We start from the raw sequence: 17,735 nt of genomic DNA, 5'->3' as shown, positions 1-17,735 counted from the left end.
GCAACCTGCAACTGCTCTACCAGGGCCGCGCCCCCAACTCCGGCGGCGACTACGGCCTGCTCCCCTACCGGCCCGGCCTGCTCACCCTGCAGCGCTGACCACGGAGGACGAGATCCGATGAGAAGACTCAGCGCACCCCGTACCGCCCTGGTCACGGCCGGGACCGTCCTGCTGGCGTCGGCAGCCGCGGCGGTGGCGGTGCCGGCCGGCGCGGCAGCCGCCGGCTGCGCGGTGACCTACGCCGTGTCGTCGCAGTGGCAGGGCGGCTTCGGCGCCAACGTCACGGTCACCAACCTCGGTGACCCGGTCAACGGATGGACGCTCACCTGGTCCTACGCCGCCGGTCAGACCGTCACCCAGGCGTGGAACGCCACGGTGACCCAGAGCGGAGCGGCGGTCACCGCCCGCAACGTCGACTACAACGGGTCCATCCCCACGAACGGCAGCACGTCGTTCGGTTTCAACGGGGACTGGACCAGCAGCAACCCCGCGCCCACCAGCTTCGCGCTCAACGGGGTGACCTGCACCGGTGGCACGACGACGCCGACCACGTCGCCGACCAGCTCGCCTCCGCCGTCGCCGACGCCGACGTCGTCGCCGTCCGCCCCACCGCCGGGCGGGCCGGCGGACATCACGGTGAACACCGCCACGAAGTACCAGACGGTCGACGGGTTCGGGGCCGCGGTGTCGATCTGGGGCGGCGCGTGGTCGACGGCCGAGACGCAGACGCTCGTCGGGCTCGGCCCCAACCAGCTCGGCCTGTCCATCGTGCGTACCGGCATCTCGCCGGTGTCCGGCGAGTGGGGCACCCAGGTCGGCGCGCTGCGGACGGCGAAGTCGTACGGGTCGAACGTGAAGATCATGGCGTCGCCGTGGACCGCGCCGGCGGCCTGGAAGACGAACAACAGCCGGATCAACGGCGGCAAGCTGCGCACCGACTACTACGACGACTACGCCAACCACCTCAACAGCTACGTCCAGTACATGCGCAACCAGGGCGTGACGATCGACGTCACGTCCGTGCAGAACGAGCCGGACTGGCACCCGGACTACGACTCGATGGACTGGAGCGGCACCGAACTCCAGACGTTCGTGCGGGAGCAGGGGGCCAAGGTGCAGAACACCAAGCTGATGGTCGCCGAGGCGGTGAACCTGAACTACGGCTACACCGACCCGACGCTCAACGACGCGGCCGCCCGCGCCAACATCGGCTACATCGGCGGGCACCTGTACGGCACCGAGGCGTCCGGCCGGCTGAAGCCGTATCCGCTGGCGCAGCAGTACAACAAGCCGGTCTGGATGACCGAGTGGAACCTGCACGAGGCCGACGGCGGCGGCGCGAACATCTGGGGCAACCCGGCCAACGCCACGGTCTGGAACGAGACGCTCGACGACATCATGCGCACCGTGCACAGGTCGATGGAGTCGAACTGGAGCGCGTACGTCTGGTGGTACGGCAAGCGCTACTACTCGTTCATCGGTGACGGGGAATCCGCGTACGGCACCGTGGCGGGGGCGCCGCTCAAGCGCGGTTACGCGTTCGCGCAGTACGCGAAGTACGTGCGGCCCGGCTACCAGCGGGTCGCGCTGACCAAGAGTTCGAAGGCCTCGCCGCTGGAGGTGACCGCCTACTCCGGCGACGGGAAGGTCACGCTGGTGATCCTCAACCGGTCGACCAGCGCGGTGAACAACGCGATCATCCAGGCGCCGCAGAACGTCAGCCGGGCGGAGTACGTGGCCACGTCGCAGAACGCCAGTGCGGCGAGCCAGCCGGTCGGCGTGAACGGCAACCAGGTGACGGTGAACGTCGGCGCGCGGAGCATCTCCACCGTCGTGCTCACCCTCTGACGGGTACACGAACCAGGGCGGGGGCGGCCGGATCGGCCGCCCCCGCTCGTCGCGCCGGTTAACCGGCGTACGTCTCGAACTCGCCGACTCTCGGCGTACCGCTGGAGCTGGTGATCTTGAAGTTGATCTTCTTCAGCGAGGTCGCGCCGAAGGTGATCTGGCCGGCCCCGCTGCCGGAGGCGAGCACCGCGCCGGTGTCGTTGTTGACCAGCTGCCACGACCCGATCGAACCCGAGGTGCCGGACGGCTCGCGGATGACCACGCGGGACACGGTGGTGGCCGAGCCCCACTTGATCGAGACGGTGCCGGTGGACCCGGACGGCGACCAGTAGGTGCTCAGGTTGCCGTCGCGCACGTTGCCGTAGCTGGTGCCGTCGGCCTTGCTGGACCCGTCGGCGCCGGCGCCGGAGACGAGGCTCAGGTTGGTCCCGCCGGACGGCGGCGGGGTGGTCGTGCCGGGCGGCGGCGTGGTGGGTGCGGGCGTGGTCGGCCCCGGCGTGGTGGGCGGCGGGGACTGGGGCGTGCAGTTGCCGTCGGACACCCGCAGGCCGGTGTTGGCGCCCGCCGTCTGCCGCACCACGTCCGGCACGCAGCTCGCCGCGTCGAGCCGGTACGAGTACGGCACGCTCACCGTGGTCGTCGAGGTCACGTTCGGCCCCGCCGGGTAGTTGTCGCCGCCCGGGGCCGACCAGGTCACGTTGTCGAAGATGTTGCCGCTGACCTGCCAGGTGCCGCGCTCGCTGGTGTAGAACGTGCCGAGCACGTCCTTGGAGTTGCGGAAGTAGTTGCTGTCCACCTTGGCCCGCGCGCCGGCCCGGGAGTTGATGCCCGACTCGTGCAGCCCGGTGTAGTGGTTGTTGAACATGTGGGCGACGCCGCCGCGCAGCAGCGGCGTCCGGGAGTCGATGTTCTCGTACAGGTTGTGCTCGAAGGTGACGTAGCCGTTGCCGCGGTCGCTCTCGCTCGATCCGATCAGGCCACCCCGGCCGGAATTGCGCAGGATGCTGTACGACAGCGTCACGTACTGGGTGTCGTCCTTCATGTCGAACAGGCCGTCGAAGCCCTCCGACTCGCCGCCGGACGCTTCCAGCGTGACGTGGTCGACCCACACGTTGCGGACGCTGCTCTCCATGCCGATCGCGTCGCCGCCGTTGGAGGTGGGCGAGCCCGACTTCTTGACGTTGCGCACCGTCACGTTGCGGATGATGATGTTGCGGGAGTCGCGGATGTGGATGCCGAGCTGGTCGAAGACGGCGCCGCTGCCCACGCCGATGATGGTGACGTTGCTGATCTGCTTCAGCTCGATCACGCCGTCGGCGGTGTTGCAGCTCGATCCGGAGACCTTGCTGGTGTTGCCGTGGTTGATGGTCCCGGTCACCTCGATGACGATCGGGGTGCTGCTGCTGGCCCGGCCGCAGAGCGCGGCGTGGATGGCGGTGCCCGTGGTGGCGCGCACCGTCTGGCCGCCCGCGCCGCCGGTGGTGCCGCCGTTCTGGCTCGCGAAGCCGGTGGCGGTCACGGCCGCCGCCGACGCCTGCGGGGACGGCATCGTCACCGCCACCGCGCCGCCCACCACCGCCGTGGCGAGGAGGGCCTGAAGTCTCAGTGCGACTGGTCGTCTCATTGACGCCTCGATTCGTTTTCGCGCACGCCGGATCGACCGGCGGTCGCCGAACAGGAAAGGATGGATTGCCGCGACGCGATCAGGCGCGCCGTCAGCGGCGTTCGTCCATTCGCGGCGCCCGGCCCGCGAACGAAACATCGATGTGACGCAATCGTAAGAAAGCGCTTTCGCCCAGGACAAGGGCTGGCGTTTGCAGGTTTTTTGCACTGCTCCGCGGGCATGAGTCGGTCGGTCACCGCGGCGATCGACCACGCGATCACGCTCATCTGTCCGACGATCTCGGTCACGTTCTCGACACCGGCGATCCTGACTGGTGAACGCGGGTGGGCCCGCTCCACAATGTGGTGGTGCGGAGACGACGGCGGGCGATCATCGGAATGGGTTCGGCGGTTGCCACTGCCCTGGCAACGGTTGCCGTGGTGTTCGGCCTGCGCGGAGTGGAGGTCGCCAGCTGGCTGGCCGCGGTCGCGGGCCTGGTGGTAGCCGTGGCCGCCGTGGTCCTGGCTCCGTCGCCTACGGCTTCCCTCCCGGCGGGTTCCGCCGGGAGGTCCGAAGACCGGTCGGTGACTGCTCATGGGATCAGCGGGATCGCCTCGACCGGGGACAACGCACGGAACGTCCAACGCCGGTGAGATGGCCGTCCCGAAGACGTCGTCGGGGTGCTGACAGGTCCGTACCGGAAGGCGCGCGACCGGACCCGGCGGGATCGCGGAGAATCTCGGCGACTGGCGACGTACCCGGTATCGCGTCGACCGGTGACTACGCGATCAACGTGCAGACCCGGATCGATCAGGCGATGGTGCTGCCGCCCGAGGCGATGTCGACGCCGGAATCCGTCCCCGCGCCGGCCTGCCTGACGAACCTGCCGGGGCGGCACGAGTTGTTCCTCGGTCGCGAGGAGGAACTGAGGCGGCTCGACGCGACCGCCGCGTCATCAGGTGTCGTCGTCGTGCAGGCGGTGCACGGGCTCGGCGGAGTCGGTAAGAGCACATTGGCGGCGCGGTGGGCGGGTCTGCACGCCGGCGTGTTCGCCCCGGTCTGGTGGATCACGGCGGACAGCCGGACCGGTCTGGACGCGGGGTTGGCGGCGCTGGCCGGCGGGCTCCAGCCCGGGCTGGCAGCGGTGATGCCGGCAACGGTGTTACGGGAGTGGGCGGTGCGGTGGCTGGCCTCGCACGAGGGCTGGCTCCTGGTGCTGGACAACGTGAACGACCCGGCCGACATGGCGGACCTGGTGGCGCGGTTACCGCAGGGGCGGATCCTGGTGACCAGTCGTCGGGCGACGGGGTGGCCGGAGTTCGTGACGACGGTGCGGCTGGACGTGCTCGACCTTCCCGAGGCGGTCACGTTGTTGGCGCGTGTCGCCGCCCGTGGCGGGGTGGACGTGGCCGAGGTGGAGGCGGAGGCGGTCTGCACCGAGTTGGGCTGCCTGCCCCTGGCCGTGGAACAGGCCGGGGCGTACATGGCGCAGACCGGCACGTCGCCGACCGGCTACCTGGAACTGTTGGCCCGGTATCCGGCCGACATCTACCGCGACGGCGAAGAGGGCCGCGCCGGACAGCGCACGGTCGCGCGGGTGTGGCAGGTGACCCTGGACGCCCTGGCGGACGACCCGCTGCCGGGGCGGTTGTTGCGGCTGATGGCCTGGTACGCGCCGGAGCCGATTCCCCGGATGGTGGTGAACGCTCTCGCAGGGACGAACACGGCGGCGATCAACCGGGCGATCGGGCGACTGGCCGCCTACAACATGATCGCCGTCGAAGCGGCCACGGGACAGATCACCGTGCATCGCCTGGTGCAGGCCGTCGCTCGTACCCCCGACGAGGACAATGCCCACCGGCAACCCGCCGACATCGCGGCGGCCCGTACCGACGCCGTGACCACCCTGCGCGGCGTCGTGCCGAGTGAGTGGCACGACCCCGCATCATGGCCTCGCTGGCGTGCCCTGCTCCCCCACCTGGACGCGGCCGTCGTGCTCCACTCCCGCGATCTCCCATCGGACACCGAGCGGCTCATCACCGAGGCGTTGCTGCTCAACCTGGCCGCGATGTTCCTCCTGGACCAGGGCAACCTCTCGCAGTCGACCGCCTACCTCGAACGCGCGGTCGCCGACACCCGCCGAGTGTTGGGCGACGACCATCCGGACACCCTGGCCTGCGTCAACAACCTGGCCTACGCCTACCAGGCGGCGGGCAACCCGGAACGGGTCATCCCCCTGTGTCAACAGGTGATCAGCAACCGCCGCCACGTCATGGGGGACGACCATCCGGACACCCTGACCGCGGTCAACAACCTCGCCTACGCGTACCAGAGCGCGGGCGACCCGGAACGAGCGATCCCCCTGTTCACCCAGGTGCTCACCGATCGCCGCCGGATACTGGGGGACGATCATCCGGACACTCTGGACTCGGTGAGCAACCTCGCCTACGCCTACCACGCGGCCGGCGACCTCGGACGGACGATTCCCCTGTTCGTCCGGGTGCTCGCCGACCGCCGTCGGGTACTGGGCCGCGACCATCCGCGGACCCTCTCGTCGGTGAACAACCTCGCCAGCTCCTACCAGGCGGCGGGCGATCTGAAGAGAGCGATCCGCCTGTTCGAGCAGGTGCTCGTCGACTACCGCCGAGTGCTGGGCGACGATCATCCGGACACGCTCACCGCGGTCAACAACCTCGCCTACGCCTTCCATGCCGCGGGCAACCTGGAACAGGCGATCCCCCGATTCGAACGCGTGCTCGCCGACCGGCGTCGGGTACTCGGCGACGACCACCCCGACACCCTCACCTCGATCAACAACCTCGCCAGCGCCCACCAGGCGGCAGGCGGCCTGGAACGGGCTTTCCCCCTGTTCGCACAGACACTCGCCGGCCGACGCCGCGTCCTCGGCGACGACCACCCCGACACCCTCACCTCGATCAACAACCTCGCCCACGCCTACCAGGCCGCGGGCGACCTCGAACGGGCTCTCCCCCTGTTCCACCAGGTGCTCAGCGACCGGCGTCGCGTACTCGGCGACGGCCACCCCGATGCTCTCGCCTCGGTCAACAACCTCGCCTCCGCCTACCATGCCGCCGGCGACCTGGAACGGGCTTTCCCCCTGTTCGCACAGACACTCACCGACCGGCGCCGGGTACTCGGCGACGACCACCCCGACACCCTCACCTCAATGAACAACCTCGCCTACGCCCACCATGCCGCGGGCGACCTCGAACGGGCTCTCCCACTGTTCGAACAGGCACTCGCCGACCGGCGCCGGGTGCTCGGCGACGACCACCCCAACACCCTCACCTCAGTGAACTGTCTCGCCAACGCCTACCAGGCCGCGGGCGACCTCGAACGGGCTCTCCCCCTGTTCGAACAGACACTCACCGACCGGCGCCGCTTACTCGGCGACGACCACCCCGACACCCTCGTCTCGATCAACAACCTCGCCAGCGCCCACCATGCCGCGGGCGACCTGGAGCTGGCCGCCTACCTGTTCGAGCAGGCGCTCACCCACTGCCGTCGGGTGCTGGGTGAGAGCCATCGCCTGACTGGCCTGGTCAGCGCGAACACCGACGCAGCGCTGAGGGAGCGGAGGGCTCGAGACGGCACTCCGGATCCGGCACCGACCGATCCACCGCCCGAGACCGGGCGGTCGAGTCCCGCCGCGCCGCAGTAGCAGTCTCCCCGGTGCTCCGGTTGTCACTCGGGCCACGTCACCGCGCCACCCTCGGCCCGCCGGCGCGAGTGCGCTGGATGAGCACGACGCAGGCCAGCACCGCCACCGCCACCGCGACGGTGGCCGGGGTGACCGCCTCGCCGAGCAGCAGGGCCGACCAGATCAGCGTGAGCACCGGCTGTACGAGCTGGATCTGGCCGACCTTGGCGATGCCGCCCCGGGCCAGTCCGGCGTACCAGGCGAAGAAACCGAGGAACATCGACACCACGGTGAGGTAGCCGAACCCGGTCCAGGCGGCGACGCCACCCTGGGGGCGATGGACCAGCGCGGCGACCGCCGTGACCGGCACGGTGACCGGAAGCGACAGCAGCAACGCCCAGCAGATCGTCCGGGCGCCGCCGAGTTCGCGGGCCAGCCGGCCGCCCTCGGCGTACCCGAGGCCGCAGAGCACCACGGCGGCGAGCAGGAACAGGTCGGCGAGCGACAACGCCCCACGGATCGAGCCGCTGACGGCGAGGAACGCGAGCACCATGGCCAGGCCGGCGGCACCGGCGATCCAGAACAGCGGTGGTGGCCGCTCCCCGGCCCGCAGCACCGCGAACACCGCGGTCATGGCGGGCAGCACGGTGACGACGACCGCACCGTGCGCGGACGTCTGGGTGGTGAGCGCGAGCGAGGTGAACAGCGGGAAGCCGACCACGACGCCGAGCGCCACCACCGACAGCCGCCGCCACTGGTCCCGGGTGGGGCGCGGCGCGTCGGTCAACCGCAGGTAGGCCCACGCGAGCAGCGCCGCACCGACCGCCCGTCCGAACGCGACGAACCAGGGGTCGAGGGTGTGCACCGCGACGCGGGTGGCCGGCAGCGACATGCTGAAGGCCAGCACACCCAGCGCGCCGAGGGCGATCCCGGCGCCCGGTCTCACCGTTACCGTCACTGGCTCAGTAGCGCTACTCTGTGCTGTCATGAACGATGGTAGCGCTATCGACCGCGTGGTCCGGCACCTGGGTGCGCTGGCGGCCGATGCCACCCCCGGCACGCGGCTGCCGTCGGTACGGGAGCTGACCGCGCACCATCACGTCTCCCCCGTCACGGTCGCCGAGGCGACCCGGCGGCTCGTCGCGGACGGCCTGGTCGAGACGCGGCCGGGCCGGGGCGCGTACGTGGCGACCCGGCGCACCGATCCGCCCCGGGCGGACCTGTCCTGGCAGACGGTCGCGCTCGGCTCGCGGCGGGGCGGCGAGGAGGAGATGCAGGCGCTGCTGGCGCTACCGCCCTCGGGCGCGATCCCGCTGACCGGCGGCTACCTGGACCCGGACCTGCAACCGGCCGCCGCGCTCGGTGCGGCGCTCGCCCGCGCGGCCCGACAGCCGGCGGCGTGGCAGCGCGGCCCGGTGGAGGGACGCCTGGACCTGCGCGCCTGGTTCGCCCGCGAGGCGGGCGGTGGCCTGCGCGCCGAGGACATGGTGATCTGCCCCGGCGGTCAGGCGGCGCTCTCCTCCACGCTGCGGGCGCTCACCACGCCCGGGGACACCGTGCTCGTCGAGTCCCCCACCTACCTGGGCGCGCTCGCCGCCGCGCGCGCGGCCGGGCTGCGGGTGGTGCCGGTGCCCGCCGACGCCGACGGGGTACGCCCCGACCAGCTCGCCGCCGCGTTCGCCCGCACCGGCGCGCGGTTGTTCTACTGCCAGCCGCTGTACGCCAACCCGCACGGCGCGACACTCGCGCCGGCCCGGCGCGCGCAGGTCGCCGAGGCGGTCCGCGAGGCCGGGGCGTTCCTGATCGAGGACGACTACGCCCGCGACCTCACCGTCGACGGCGAGGCCCCGCCACCACTGGCCGCGGACGACCCGAACGGGCACGTCGTCTACCTGCGGTCACTGACCAAGCCCGTCGCGCCCGGCCTGCGGATCGCCGCAGTCGGTGCGCGGGGACCGGCCGGAGCACGGCTGCGCGCCGCCCGCCTGCTCGACGACCTCTTCGTCGCGGGACCGCTGCAACAGGCCGCGCTGGAGTTCCTCACCGCGCCGGCGTGGGACCGGCACCGCCGTACGCTGCGCCGGGAGCTGCGGGCCCGCCGGGAGGCACTGCTCGCGGCGCTGGACCGGCACCTGCCTGCGCTCGTCCCGCGCGACGTGCCCCGGGGTGGCCTGCACCTGTGGGTGCGCCTGCCCGACGGCACCGACGACGTCGCGGTGACCACCGCGGCCGCCGCCCAGGGCGTCACGGTCTTCCCCGGCCGCCCCTGGTACGCCGCCGAACCCCCGGCGCCGCACCTGCGCCTCACCTTCGCCGCCGCCCCGCCGCACCTGATGGACGAGGCCGTCCGCCGGCTGGCCGCCGCGCTCGCCCGCTGACGGCCGGCCATCGGGCCGCCACGATGGTTCCTCCACACCGCACACTCGAAGAGACAACCGCACCGCGGAACGGACCGGAGGAGTCCCGCCGAGACGGGCGGATCGAGGTGGTGGTCGGCGCCGCCACGACCTGCTCGTCCTGCACCTGATGCGCGACGCCGTGATGATCCCGACTCCCAGACGCTTGGCCTGGTCCTCTCGAAAGTGGAGCGCGCTGCTGCCCGGCAGCGGAGCTGAACCGTGCCCGCGCTATCGGGTGCGCCGGTAGAGCCCGATCATGGGTAGACGTATCCGATCGGGGACGTGGTCCACTTCCACGTCGTGTCGCCGTTGTACTGGACCTCTCCCAGCGAATAAATGCTCTTGCCGGGAAGGTGGGTCGTGGGGCCGAAGCAGGCGCGGGTCGTGCCGGGAAGAATGTTGGCGTCGAGGCAGGTGTGCATATTCACCACATCCCAGAAGCCATCTGGACGCGACTTGTACAGGGTTGGGCCGCCGTGCACCCGGACACTCACACCGCGGTAGTTCGAGACCGCCACGACCGCCTGCGCGTCGCCGTAGGCGTTCGCCACTACGCACGATTTCTGGTACACATTGGACATTACGGTGACAGCCGTACTGCACGACCAGTCTGCGTTTGGCGTGTATGTCTGCCAGGTTGCCCCTGCCTGCGCCGGGAAGGGAGCCACCACCACAGCCGACAGTGTCGCGACCAACATCATGACAATGAGGGCTTTGATCCGCTTCACGGGGGTTCTCCCTGGGCTCAGACGCTCCGGGTTCGGGCGACATGATCGCGTGTAAGGCGACGGTAGACGACGTTCCGCAATCCCGCTGTCCCTGGGGCAGCCGCCTGGCAGTTGCCGACCGACGGTCGCGGGCCGCCAGGATGCCTTCCCGGCGGCCCGCGACGATCGATGGATCAATTGCGGGTGATGATGAACGTGCTCGTCGTGTTCTTGATGTCCTGGGCGTTGTCGGTGAGGCGGAGGTTGGTGAAGGTGGCCGCGCCGACCGCGGGGCCCTGGCCCGTCTCGGGCATCTCGTTGACCCAGATGCCGAAGCCGGACTTCGCGTCGAACGCGTCACCGCTGCGTCGCGCCCCCGAGATCGAGACGTTCGTCAGGACCGTGTCGGTGATCGGGTTCTCCGGCTGGCTGCCGGTGTACTTGGTCTGGAACATGATCCCCGAGTACGTCGGGTCGACGATGTCCACGTCGCTCACCCGGATGCCGCGGAACTCCTTGGACGCGGAGAACAACCACATCGCCGGGAATGTCTGCGCACCCCAGAAGTGCCCGCCCGAGCGGATCAGCGAGATGTTCTCGAACCGGGTGGGCGGGCTGGCGCCGAACCCGACGAACGGGTAGCCGAAGTCCAGCGAGCTGATGGTGATGCCCGAGTACGTCAGCTGGTCGGCGATGTAGAGGTTGCGGAACACGTTGTCGTAGCCGCCGTACACGGCGATGCCGGCCGCCCGCCAGGTCAGCGTGGCGGTCAGGTTCTCGAACACGTTGCCGTGGTTGCCGCCCGAGCCTCCCTGGTCGGTGGCGGAGAACAACGCGAACGCGTCGTCGCCGTTGGACCGGCCCTCCGAGTTGGTGACCAGGGCGTTGGTGCTGCCGTTCGTCATGTTCACCGCGTCGGCGAAGGTGTCGCGGAACCGGCTGTCCCGGATGGTCAGCCCGTCCACGCTCACCCCCCAGTAGGCGCAGACGGTGTGCTCGACCCAGACGCTGTCCAGCGTCAGGTCGTCCACGTCCTTCAGCTCGCCCCACACCTTGCCCGGACCGTCGATCCGGTTGGTGTAGTTGCCGAAGAACGCCAGGTGGGCGAAGGTCGACCCGCTGGCCGAGGACTCCACCCGGAAACCGGCGTCGGTGTTCTGCTGGTTCGTCGGCGTCTGGAAGCGGGTGTACCACATGCCGGCGCCGACGACCTTCACGGCCTTGCCGTACACCTGGAACTTCTGCGCGGTCTCGTACGTGCCGGCGGGCAGGTAGACGCCGACCAGCGTGCCGGTGGTGTCCATCCGGACCGCGTCGAGCGCGTTCTGCACGTCGGCGTGGCTGAAGCCGGTGGGCACCTTGTAGCGGGTCGGGTCGGGGTTGGCCCGGGGCGAGACCAGCTCGGTGTTGACGAAGTCGATCGCGTACGTGGTGCTGTTCGCCGGGTCCTTCTGGAGCCGGATCCGGCTGCCCGCCGGGACGGTGGAGTTGAGCAGCACGTTCGCCTCGTCGTAGAGGTGCCGGGGGGCGCCCGCGCTGGGCGAGTCGCTCGGGCCGGCCTCCGCGCCGTAGAGCCAGATGTGCTTCGAGGTGAGGCTGATCGGTTTGTGCAGCACCCCGTCGACGTAGACGTTCAACGTCGAGTCGATCCCGCCGCCGCCCGGCGCGTCCGGGATGGAGAAACGGGTGACCAGGGCGTTCGCGGCCGACCTGGTGGTCCACTCGACGTACGCGCCGGTGGTGTTGAGGGTGACCGCGCGTCGCCCGGACGCCTCGCCGGCCAGGTCGCCGATGGTGCGGTTCGGGCCGATCACCTGCGCGCCGCCGCCGACCGAGCCGTCCTCGGCCTCGTACATGTCGTAGCCCAGGTTCGCCCCGCGACCGACGAACAGCGCCCGGTCGCTCGAATTGTTCTGCCGCTTCACCGGCAGCTCGTTGGCGTCGTCGGCGAGCACCACCCGCACCGTGTAGCGCCCGTTGGCGGCGGTCCAGGTGCCGAGCGACACCGGGCCGGCGGTCGCCCCGGCGGCGATCGTGCCGGAGTACGCGCCGGTCAACGTGCGGACCACCGCGCCGGACTCGTTGAGCACGGTGAGCGTGATGCCGTGTGATCCGCCGGCCGAGGCGATCGTGCCCTGGTTGCGCAGCGTCACCGCGAAGCTGACCGTGGCGCCGGCGGCCGGCGTGCCCGGCGACCAGGTCACCGCGGAGGCCACCAGGTCGGAGCTCGCCACCGGGCTGACCGTCAGCGCGGTCGGACCGGTCCAGGAGTTGTTCGCCTCGTTCTGCTCGATCACCGCGTTCGACTCGTCGACCTTCGCGGTGAGCGGGTAGCTGCCGGCGTTGCGCGCGCCGATTCCCGCCGAGACGGTGCTCGACGCGCCGGCCGCGAGCGCGCCGACGGAGGCGGTGCCGACCTTCGTCGTACCCAGGTAGAGGTTGACGGTCGTGGCGGCGGACGCCGCGCTGCCGGCGTTGCGGACGGTGGCGGACAGGGTGATCGCGTCGGTCTCCACCGGCGCGGACGGTGACGCGGTGACGGCGGTGACGGTGAGGTCCGGGTTGGGGGCCGGGACGCCGATCACCTGGAGTTCGGCGATCTGCCCGTTGGACGAGCCGGAGTTCGCGGTGAACTGGAGCCGGACGTCCGCGGCGGTCGCGGACACCGGAACGGTCACGGTGTTGCCGGTGTTCGGGTTGAACGAGTACGTCGCGGAGCCGACCAGGCTGGTGAACCCGGAGGCGGACTGCTCCCGGCCGAGCACCTGGAACGTCTGGGTACGCGCGCCCCACGCCGGATCCGGGTTGAGCTTCACCACGACCGCGCTGATGCTGGCGTTCGCGCCGAGCGCGACGGTGAGCGTGCTCGGGTACGCGCCCGGCGCGCCCTCCCAGTAGGTGGTGACGTCGTTGTCGACGGCGTTGGCCGCGTTGAACACGTGCACCACGGACGAGGCGGTGGCCGGTTTGCCGACCGCCAGGTTGGTGCCGCCTGTGGTGGTGCCGGTGCGGGTGACCGTGTTGCTGGTGGCGGACACGTTGCCTGCCGCGTCGCGGGCCCGCACCTGGTAGGAGACGGTGGCGGTGTCCGGCTGGCTGTCGGTGTACGTGAGCGCGGAGCCGCCGACGGTGGTGCGCAGCGACCCGTTGGCCCACACCTCGTAGCCGGTGACGCCCACGTTGTCGGTGGACACGGTCCAGGTCAGCCGGATCTGCCCGCTCCCCGGCTGGGTGTAGGCCAGGTTGCCGGGGGCGGTGGGCGCGGTGGTGTCGCCGGTGTTGCCGGTGCGGGTGACAGTGGTGCTGTTCGCCGACACGTTCCCGGCGGCGTCGCGCGCCCGGACGTAGTAGGAGACGGTGGTCCCGGCGGGCTGGGTGTCGGTGTACGTCAGCGTGGAGCCGCCGACCGTGGTGCGCAGCACGCCGTTGGCGTACACGTCGTAGCCGGTCACGCCGACGTTGTCGGTGGACGCGGTCCAGGTGAGCCGGACCTGGTCGGTGGCCGGCTCGGTGAACGCCAGGTTGCCCGGCGCGCTCGGCGCCTGGGTGTCGCCGGTGGCCGGGCCGTAGATCTCCAGTTCGGAGAGCTGCCCGGCCGGCCAGGCGCTGTTCGCGGTGAACAGCAGCCGCACGTACCGGGTGGACGCGGTGGGCACGGTGACCGTCACCGTGTTGCCCCCGGCCGGGTCGAAGGCGTACGACGCGGAGCCGACGAGCGTGCCGAACGTCGAGCCGTTCGTGCTGCCCTGCACGGTCAGCGTCTGGGTGCGCGCGCCCCAGCCCGTGGGCAGGCGCAGCACCAGCCGGTTGACGCTGGTGGCGGCACCGAGGTCGGCCTGGATCCACTGCGGGAACGCGTTGTTCGGGCTCTCCCAGTAGGTGGCCGCGTTGCCGTCGTTGGCGTTGCCGGCCGGGTAGACGTCGGAGTGACCACTTTCGGTCATGGTCTTGCCGAGCGCCAGGTTGGTCGACGAGGAAGCGGTGCCGTAGACCTCCAGTTCGGCGAGCTGCGCGGCGGTCCAGCCGGTGTTCGCGGTGACCACCACGCGCAGGTAGCGGGCGTCGGTGGCGGAGAAGCCGAGCGTCACCGTGTTGCCGGCGGCCGGGCTGAACGAGCGGGCGGCGGAGGCGACGACCGTGGTGAAGCCGCTGCCGTCGGCGCTGGCCTGCACGGACAACGTCTGGTTGCGCGCCTCCCAGGCGGCGGGGAGCTTGAGCACCACCTGGTCGACCGCGCGGCTGGTGCCGAGATCGACCTGGGCCCACTGGGGCAGCGTGCCGCTGCTCTCCCAGTAGCTGCCCTGGTTGCCGTCGGTCAGGTTCGCCGTGACGTAGGGGCCGTTGACGCTGCTGGCGGTGGCGGTGCGACCGGCGGCGAGGTTCGGGCCGCCGGCGGCCAGGGCGGGCGGGGCGGGCGCCGCGGTGACGGCCAGGCCGACCGCGGCGAGCACCGCGACCACGCTGGTACGGAATCTGGACATGGTGGACGGACACCTTCTTCCCGGGGGACGTGGAGAGGCGTTGACGGGGGTGGGGGTGGTGCGGCGGGGACCCGGGGCGGTCCCCGCCGCGCCGGTCAGGAGGCGTAGACCTCGAACTCGGAGAGCTGGCCGGCCGGCCAGCCGGTGTTGCCGGTGAAGGTCAGCCGCACGTAGCGGCGGTCACCGGAGGGCAGCGCGATCGACACGCCGTTGCCGGCCGCCGGGTCGAACGGGTAACCGGCCGCCGCCTTGAGCGTGGCGAACGACGAGCCGTCGGTGGAGCCGAGCACGGCCACCGTCTGGGTGCGGGTCTGCCAGGCCGCCGACGGCGGCAGCTTGAGCACCACCCGGGACACCGGCCGGGCGCTGCCCAGGTCGACGGTGACCGACTGGGGGAACGCGTTGTTGGCGCTCTCCCAGTAGGTGTTCGGGTTGCCGTCGACGGTGTTGCCGGCACCGTAGACGTCGGCGTGGCTGGTCTCCGCGACCGGCCGCCCGGCGGCGAGGTTGCCGGTCGGGGGCGCGGTGGTGGGCGGCGGGGTGGTGGTCGTGCCGTCGCCGTACACCTCAAGCTCGGAGAGCTGGGCGGCCGGCCAGCCGGTGTTGCCGGTGACGGTGACCCGGACGTACCGGCGGGCGCCGGACGGCAGCGCGATCGACACGCTGTTGCCGGCCGCCGGGTCGAACACGCGGCCCGCCGACGCGACGAGCGTGCTGTACGACGAGCCGTCGGTGGACCCGAGCACGGACAGCGTCTCGGTGCGGCGCTCCCAGCCGGCCGGGAGTTTGAGCACCACCCGGTCGACGGTGCGGGACGCGCCCAGGTCGACGGTCAGCGACTGCGGGAACGCGTTGTTGGCGCTCTCCCAGTAGCTGCCCGCGTTGCCGTCGACCGCGTTGCCGGCCGCGTACACCTGGTTGACGCTTGTCGCGGTCGCCGGCCGGCCCAGGGCCAGGTTCCCGCCGGTCGACGGCGGGGTGGTCGGGGGCGTGCTGGTCGGCGGGGTCGTGGTCGGGGGTGCGGTGGTCGGGGGCACGCTTGTGGGCGGCGGGCTGGACGGGCCGTTGCCCCACTGCGGCTGCGGCCACGGCCCGCAGTACGGGGTGGGCGTGAACCAGCCGGAGTTGCCGGTGCCCTGGGTGATCTGGAAGCCGCTGCCGACGCAGTTGTGCATCGGGTTGGCCTGGGCGATGCCGGTGGCCCGGACGTTCGTGAACCGGACCTGGCTGGGCGCCTGCACCTGGAGCGCGTACGTGCCCGCGCCGTCGATCCGGACGTTGTCGAACGAGATGCCGCTGGTCTGTCCCTCGATCCAGTGCAAGGCCGCGTAGGAGCTGTCCAGGATGTCGGTGTCGGTGACGGTGATCGCCGCGCCCTGGATCGGCTCGTTGAGCGCGGAGAACCAGATCGCGCCGACGCCGAACTGCCAGTTGTAGTCGGAGTTGCCGTTGCGGATCAGCGTGTTGCGGGCGACCGTGATCGTGCCGGCCACGGCGGTCGGCCCGGTGACCCCCGGATACCGGTTCGCCACGTGGATGCCGCCGCCGTTGGTCACCGAGTCGGCGGTCACGTTGTCCGCGATGGTGATGTCGCGTCCGCCGTACGTCACCAGGTGGTTCGCCAGGATCGTCACGCCGATCGTGTTGTGGGTGAAGGAGTTGCCGACGTTCGGCACGCTCTGCGCCCACATGGCCAGCGCGTCGTCACCGGTGTTGCGGACGAACGTGTTGGTCACCGTGGAGTTGGTGACGCCCCAGTGGAAGTTCACCCCGTCGGCGGTCTGGTCGAGGATCCGGCTGTTGCGAATGGTGAAGTTGTCCATCGGGCCGTCCATCCAGGCGCCGACCTTGGTGTGCTGCAACCAGAGGTTGTCCACCACCGAGTTCGTCATCGCGCCGCCGATGGCGTTGACCTGGTCCTCGTCCACCCGTTCCCGGATGTCGCCGATGATGGCGAAGTCCCGCAGCGTGACGTTGCGGCTCGGTCCGCCCGCCTCGTGCGAGCGGATCTCACCGGAGTAGCCGCCGCCGGGCACGTACTTGCCGTAGATGCCGGCGGCACGCTTGCGGTCGGTGGGGTGCCGGCCGCCGAGCACCGAGTACCACGGCCCGGCGCCGCGCAGCGTGACGCCGTCGACCACCACGTGGTCCCAGAGCGTGAACGTGCCGGACGGGATCCAGACCGCCTTCCCCTGCGCCCTGCCGGCGTCCACCGCGGCCTGGAACTTCGCGGTCGAGTCGGTGGCGCCGGTCGGGTCCGCGCCGAAGTCGGTGACCACGTCCAGCACGCCGGAGGGCTTGCTGATCGGTGCCCCGACCAGCTCGAAGTCGGCCAGGTCGATGGTGAAGGTGGGCGACTGCGCGGTCGAGGAGACCTGGAGGCGGATCTTCGCGCCGGCCGGGTAGGTGGTGCCGAACATCGTCCGGGTCTCGTCGTAGAAGTGGTGCGGGTTGGTGTCGCCCGGGTTGTTGTTGAACGGGTAGCCGCCGTAGTACCAGCCGTACCGGGAGGTGACCGAGACGGCCTTGACCAGCGTGCCGTTGGCGCGCAGGTCGATGCTGGCGTCCCGGCCGGTGCCGGCGGCGCTGTCCGGCAGGCTGTAGCGGAAGGTGACCGCGTTCGCCGGGGCGGTGAGCGTGAACTCGACGTACTCGCCGACGGCGTCGAGGGTGACCGCCTCCCGGCCGGACGCCTCGGACGGCAGCGTTCCGTAGCGCCGGTCGGGGCCGATCTTCGCGCCGGTGTGTGCGACCTGTTCCGCCTCCTGCTCCCGGAATCCGACGGTGGCGCCGCGGCCGGCGATGTCGAACGGGGACAGTCCGGCGGCGTGGGCCGGGGTGGCGGTGGAGGTCAACGCCACGACTGTCAGTGTCGAGGCGGCGAGCGCGGCGGCGGCCAGGGCGGCCAGCCCGGTGCTGCGGTGGCGGTGCGCGGTGCGGTGCTCGGCCATGCGGGGTGTGCTCCCTTTCGTCGGTGGCCAGGTCCCCCCGTGCGGCGGTGCTCCTGTCTCCCTCCTGTCCTCCCCAGGTCCTCTT

The 17,735-nt window shown here is 71.1% G+C and carries 9 protein-coding genes; 3 read left to right on the top strand and 6 right to left on the bottom strand.

The window, feature by feature from the left end:
* The first annotated feature begins 117 nt into the window (after nucleotides 1–117).
* A complete protein-coding gene (locus HUW36_RS03220) occupies nucleotides 118–1,848 on the top strand; it encodes a cellulose binding domain-containing protein (protein WP_174526711.1) in 1,731 nt (576 codons plus the stop codon).
* A gap of 58 nt (nucleotides 1,849–1,906) precedes the next feature.
* Here the strand turns inward: HUW36_RS03220 and HUW36_RS03215 are convergent, their stop codons facing one another.
* Nucleotides 1,907–3,472: a pectate lyase family protein gene (locus HUW36_RS03215; protein WP_174526710.1), complete on the bottom strand. Its 1,566-nt coding sequence runs from the start codon at nucleotides 3,470–3,472 to the stop codon at nucleotides 1,907–1,909.
* Nucleotides 3,469–3,759 carry a hypothetical protein gene (locus HUW36_RS03210; protein ID WP_174526709.1) on the bottom strand — a complete coding sequence of 97 codons (291 nt, stop codon included), beginning with the start codon at nucleotides 3,757–3,759 and terminating at the stop codon, nucleotides 3,469–3,471. Before HUW36_RS03210 ends, HUW36_RS03215 begins: the two co-directional genes overlap by 4 nt.
* Before the next feature lie 485 nt (nucleotides 3,760–4,244).
* On the opposite strand from HUW36_RS03210, the gene HUW36_RS03205 reads away from it, so the two are divergent.
* A complete protein-coding gene (locus tag HUW36_RS03205; protein ID WP_174526708.1) occupies nucleotides 4,245–7,133 on the top strand; it encodes a tetratricopeptide repeat protein in 2,889 nt (962 codons plus the stop codon).
* A gap of 37 nt (nucleotides 7,134–7,170) precedes the next feature.
* Here HUW36_RS03205 and HUW36_RS03200 read toward each other — a convergent pair whose 3' ends face one another.
* Nucleotides 7,171–8,058 carry a DMT family transporter gene (locus tag HUW36_RS03200; protein WP_246247830.1) on the bottom strand — a complete coding sequence of 296 codons (888 nt, stop codon included), beginning with the start codon at nucleotides 8,056–8,058 and terminating at the stop codon, nucleotides 7,171–7,173.
* Between the two features lie 40 nt (nucleotides 8,059–8,098).
* On the opposite strand from HUW36_RS03200, the gene HUW36_RS03195 reads away from it, so the two are divergent.
* Nucleotides 8,099–9,490 carry an aminotransferase-like domain-containing protein gene (locus HUW36_RS03195; RefSeq protein ID WP_174526706.1) on the top strand — a complete coding sequence of 464 codons (1,392 nt, stop codon included), beginning with the start codon at nucleotides 8,099–8,101 and terminating at the stop codon, nucleotides 9,488–9,490.
* A 275-nt stretch (nucleotides 9,491–9,765) separates the two neighbouring features.
* Here the strand turns inward: HUW36_RS03195 and HUW36_RS03190 are convergent, their stop codons facing one another.
* The 3 genes from HUW36_RS03190 to HUW36_RS03180 form a co-directional block, all read right to left on the bottom strand.
* On the bottom strand, nucleotides 9,766–10,239 hold the full coding sequence (locus HUW36_RS03190) for a hypothetical protein (protein ID WP_174526705.1): 474 nt from the start codon (nucleotides 10,237–10,239) through the stop codon (nucleotides 9,766–9,768).
* A gap of 173 nt (nucleotides 10,240–10,412) precedes the next feature.
* The gene (locus tag HUW36_RS03185; RefSeq protein ID WP_174526704.1) at nucleotides 10,413–14,699 is read right to left on the bottom strand and encodes a discoidin domain-containing protein; all 4,287 of its coding nucleotides are present in this window, start codon (nucleotides 14,697–14,699) and stop codon (nucleotides 10,413–10,415) included.
* A 95-nt stretch (nucleotides 14,700–14,794) separates the two neighbouring features.
* Complete coding sequence (locus tag HUW36_RS03180) at nucleotides 14,795–17,650, bottom strand: galactose-binding domain-containing protein (protein WP_174526703.1); 2,856 nt, start codon at nucleotides 17,648–17,650, stop codon at nucleotides 14,795–14,797.
* Nucleotides 17,651–17,735 lie beyond the last annotated feature (85 nt).

This window comes from Micromonospora maritima (assembly GCF_902825405.1).
Classification (GTDB): Bacteria; Actinomycetota; Actinomycetes; order Mycobacteriales; family Micromonosporaceae; genus Micromonospora; species Micromonospora maritima.
This window is presented reverse-complemented; position numbering and strand designations above follow the sequence as displayed.

Excerpts from the sequence above, each read along its gene's own strand:
- HUW36_RS03220 (WP_174526711.1), top strand. The coding sequence starts at position 118 with ATGAGAAGACTCAGCGCACCCCGTACCGCCCTGGTCACGGCCGGGACC.
- HUW36_RS03215 (WP_174526710.1), bottom strand. The coding sequence starts at position 3,472 with ATGAGACGACCAGTCGCACTGAGACTTCAGGCCCTCCTCGCCACGGCG.
- HUW36_RS03195 (WP_174526706.1), top strand. The coding sequence starts at position 8,099 with ATGAACGATGGTAGCGCTATCGACCGCGTGGTCCGGCACCTGGGTGCG.
- HUW36_RS03185 (WP_174526704.1), bottom strand. The coding sequence starts at position 14,699 with ATGTCCAGATTCCGTACCAGCGTGGTCGCGGTGCTCGCCGCGGTCGGC.
- HUW36_RS03180 (WP_174526703.1), bottom strand. The coding sequence starts at position 17,650 with ATGGCCGAGCACCGCACCGCGCACCGCCACCGCAGCACCGGGCTGGCC.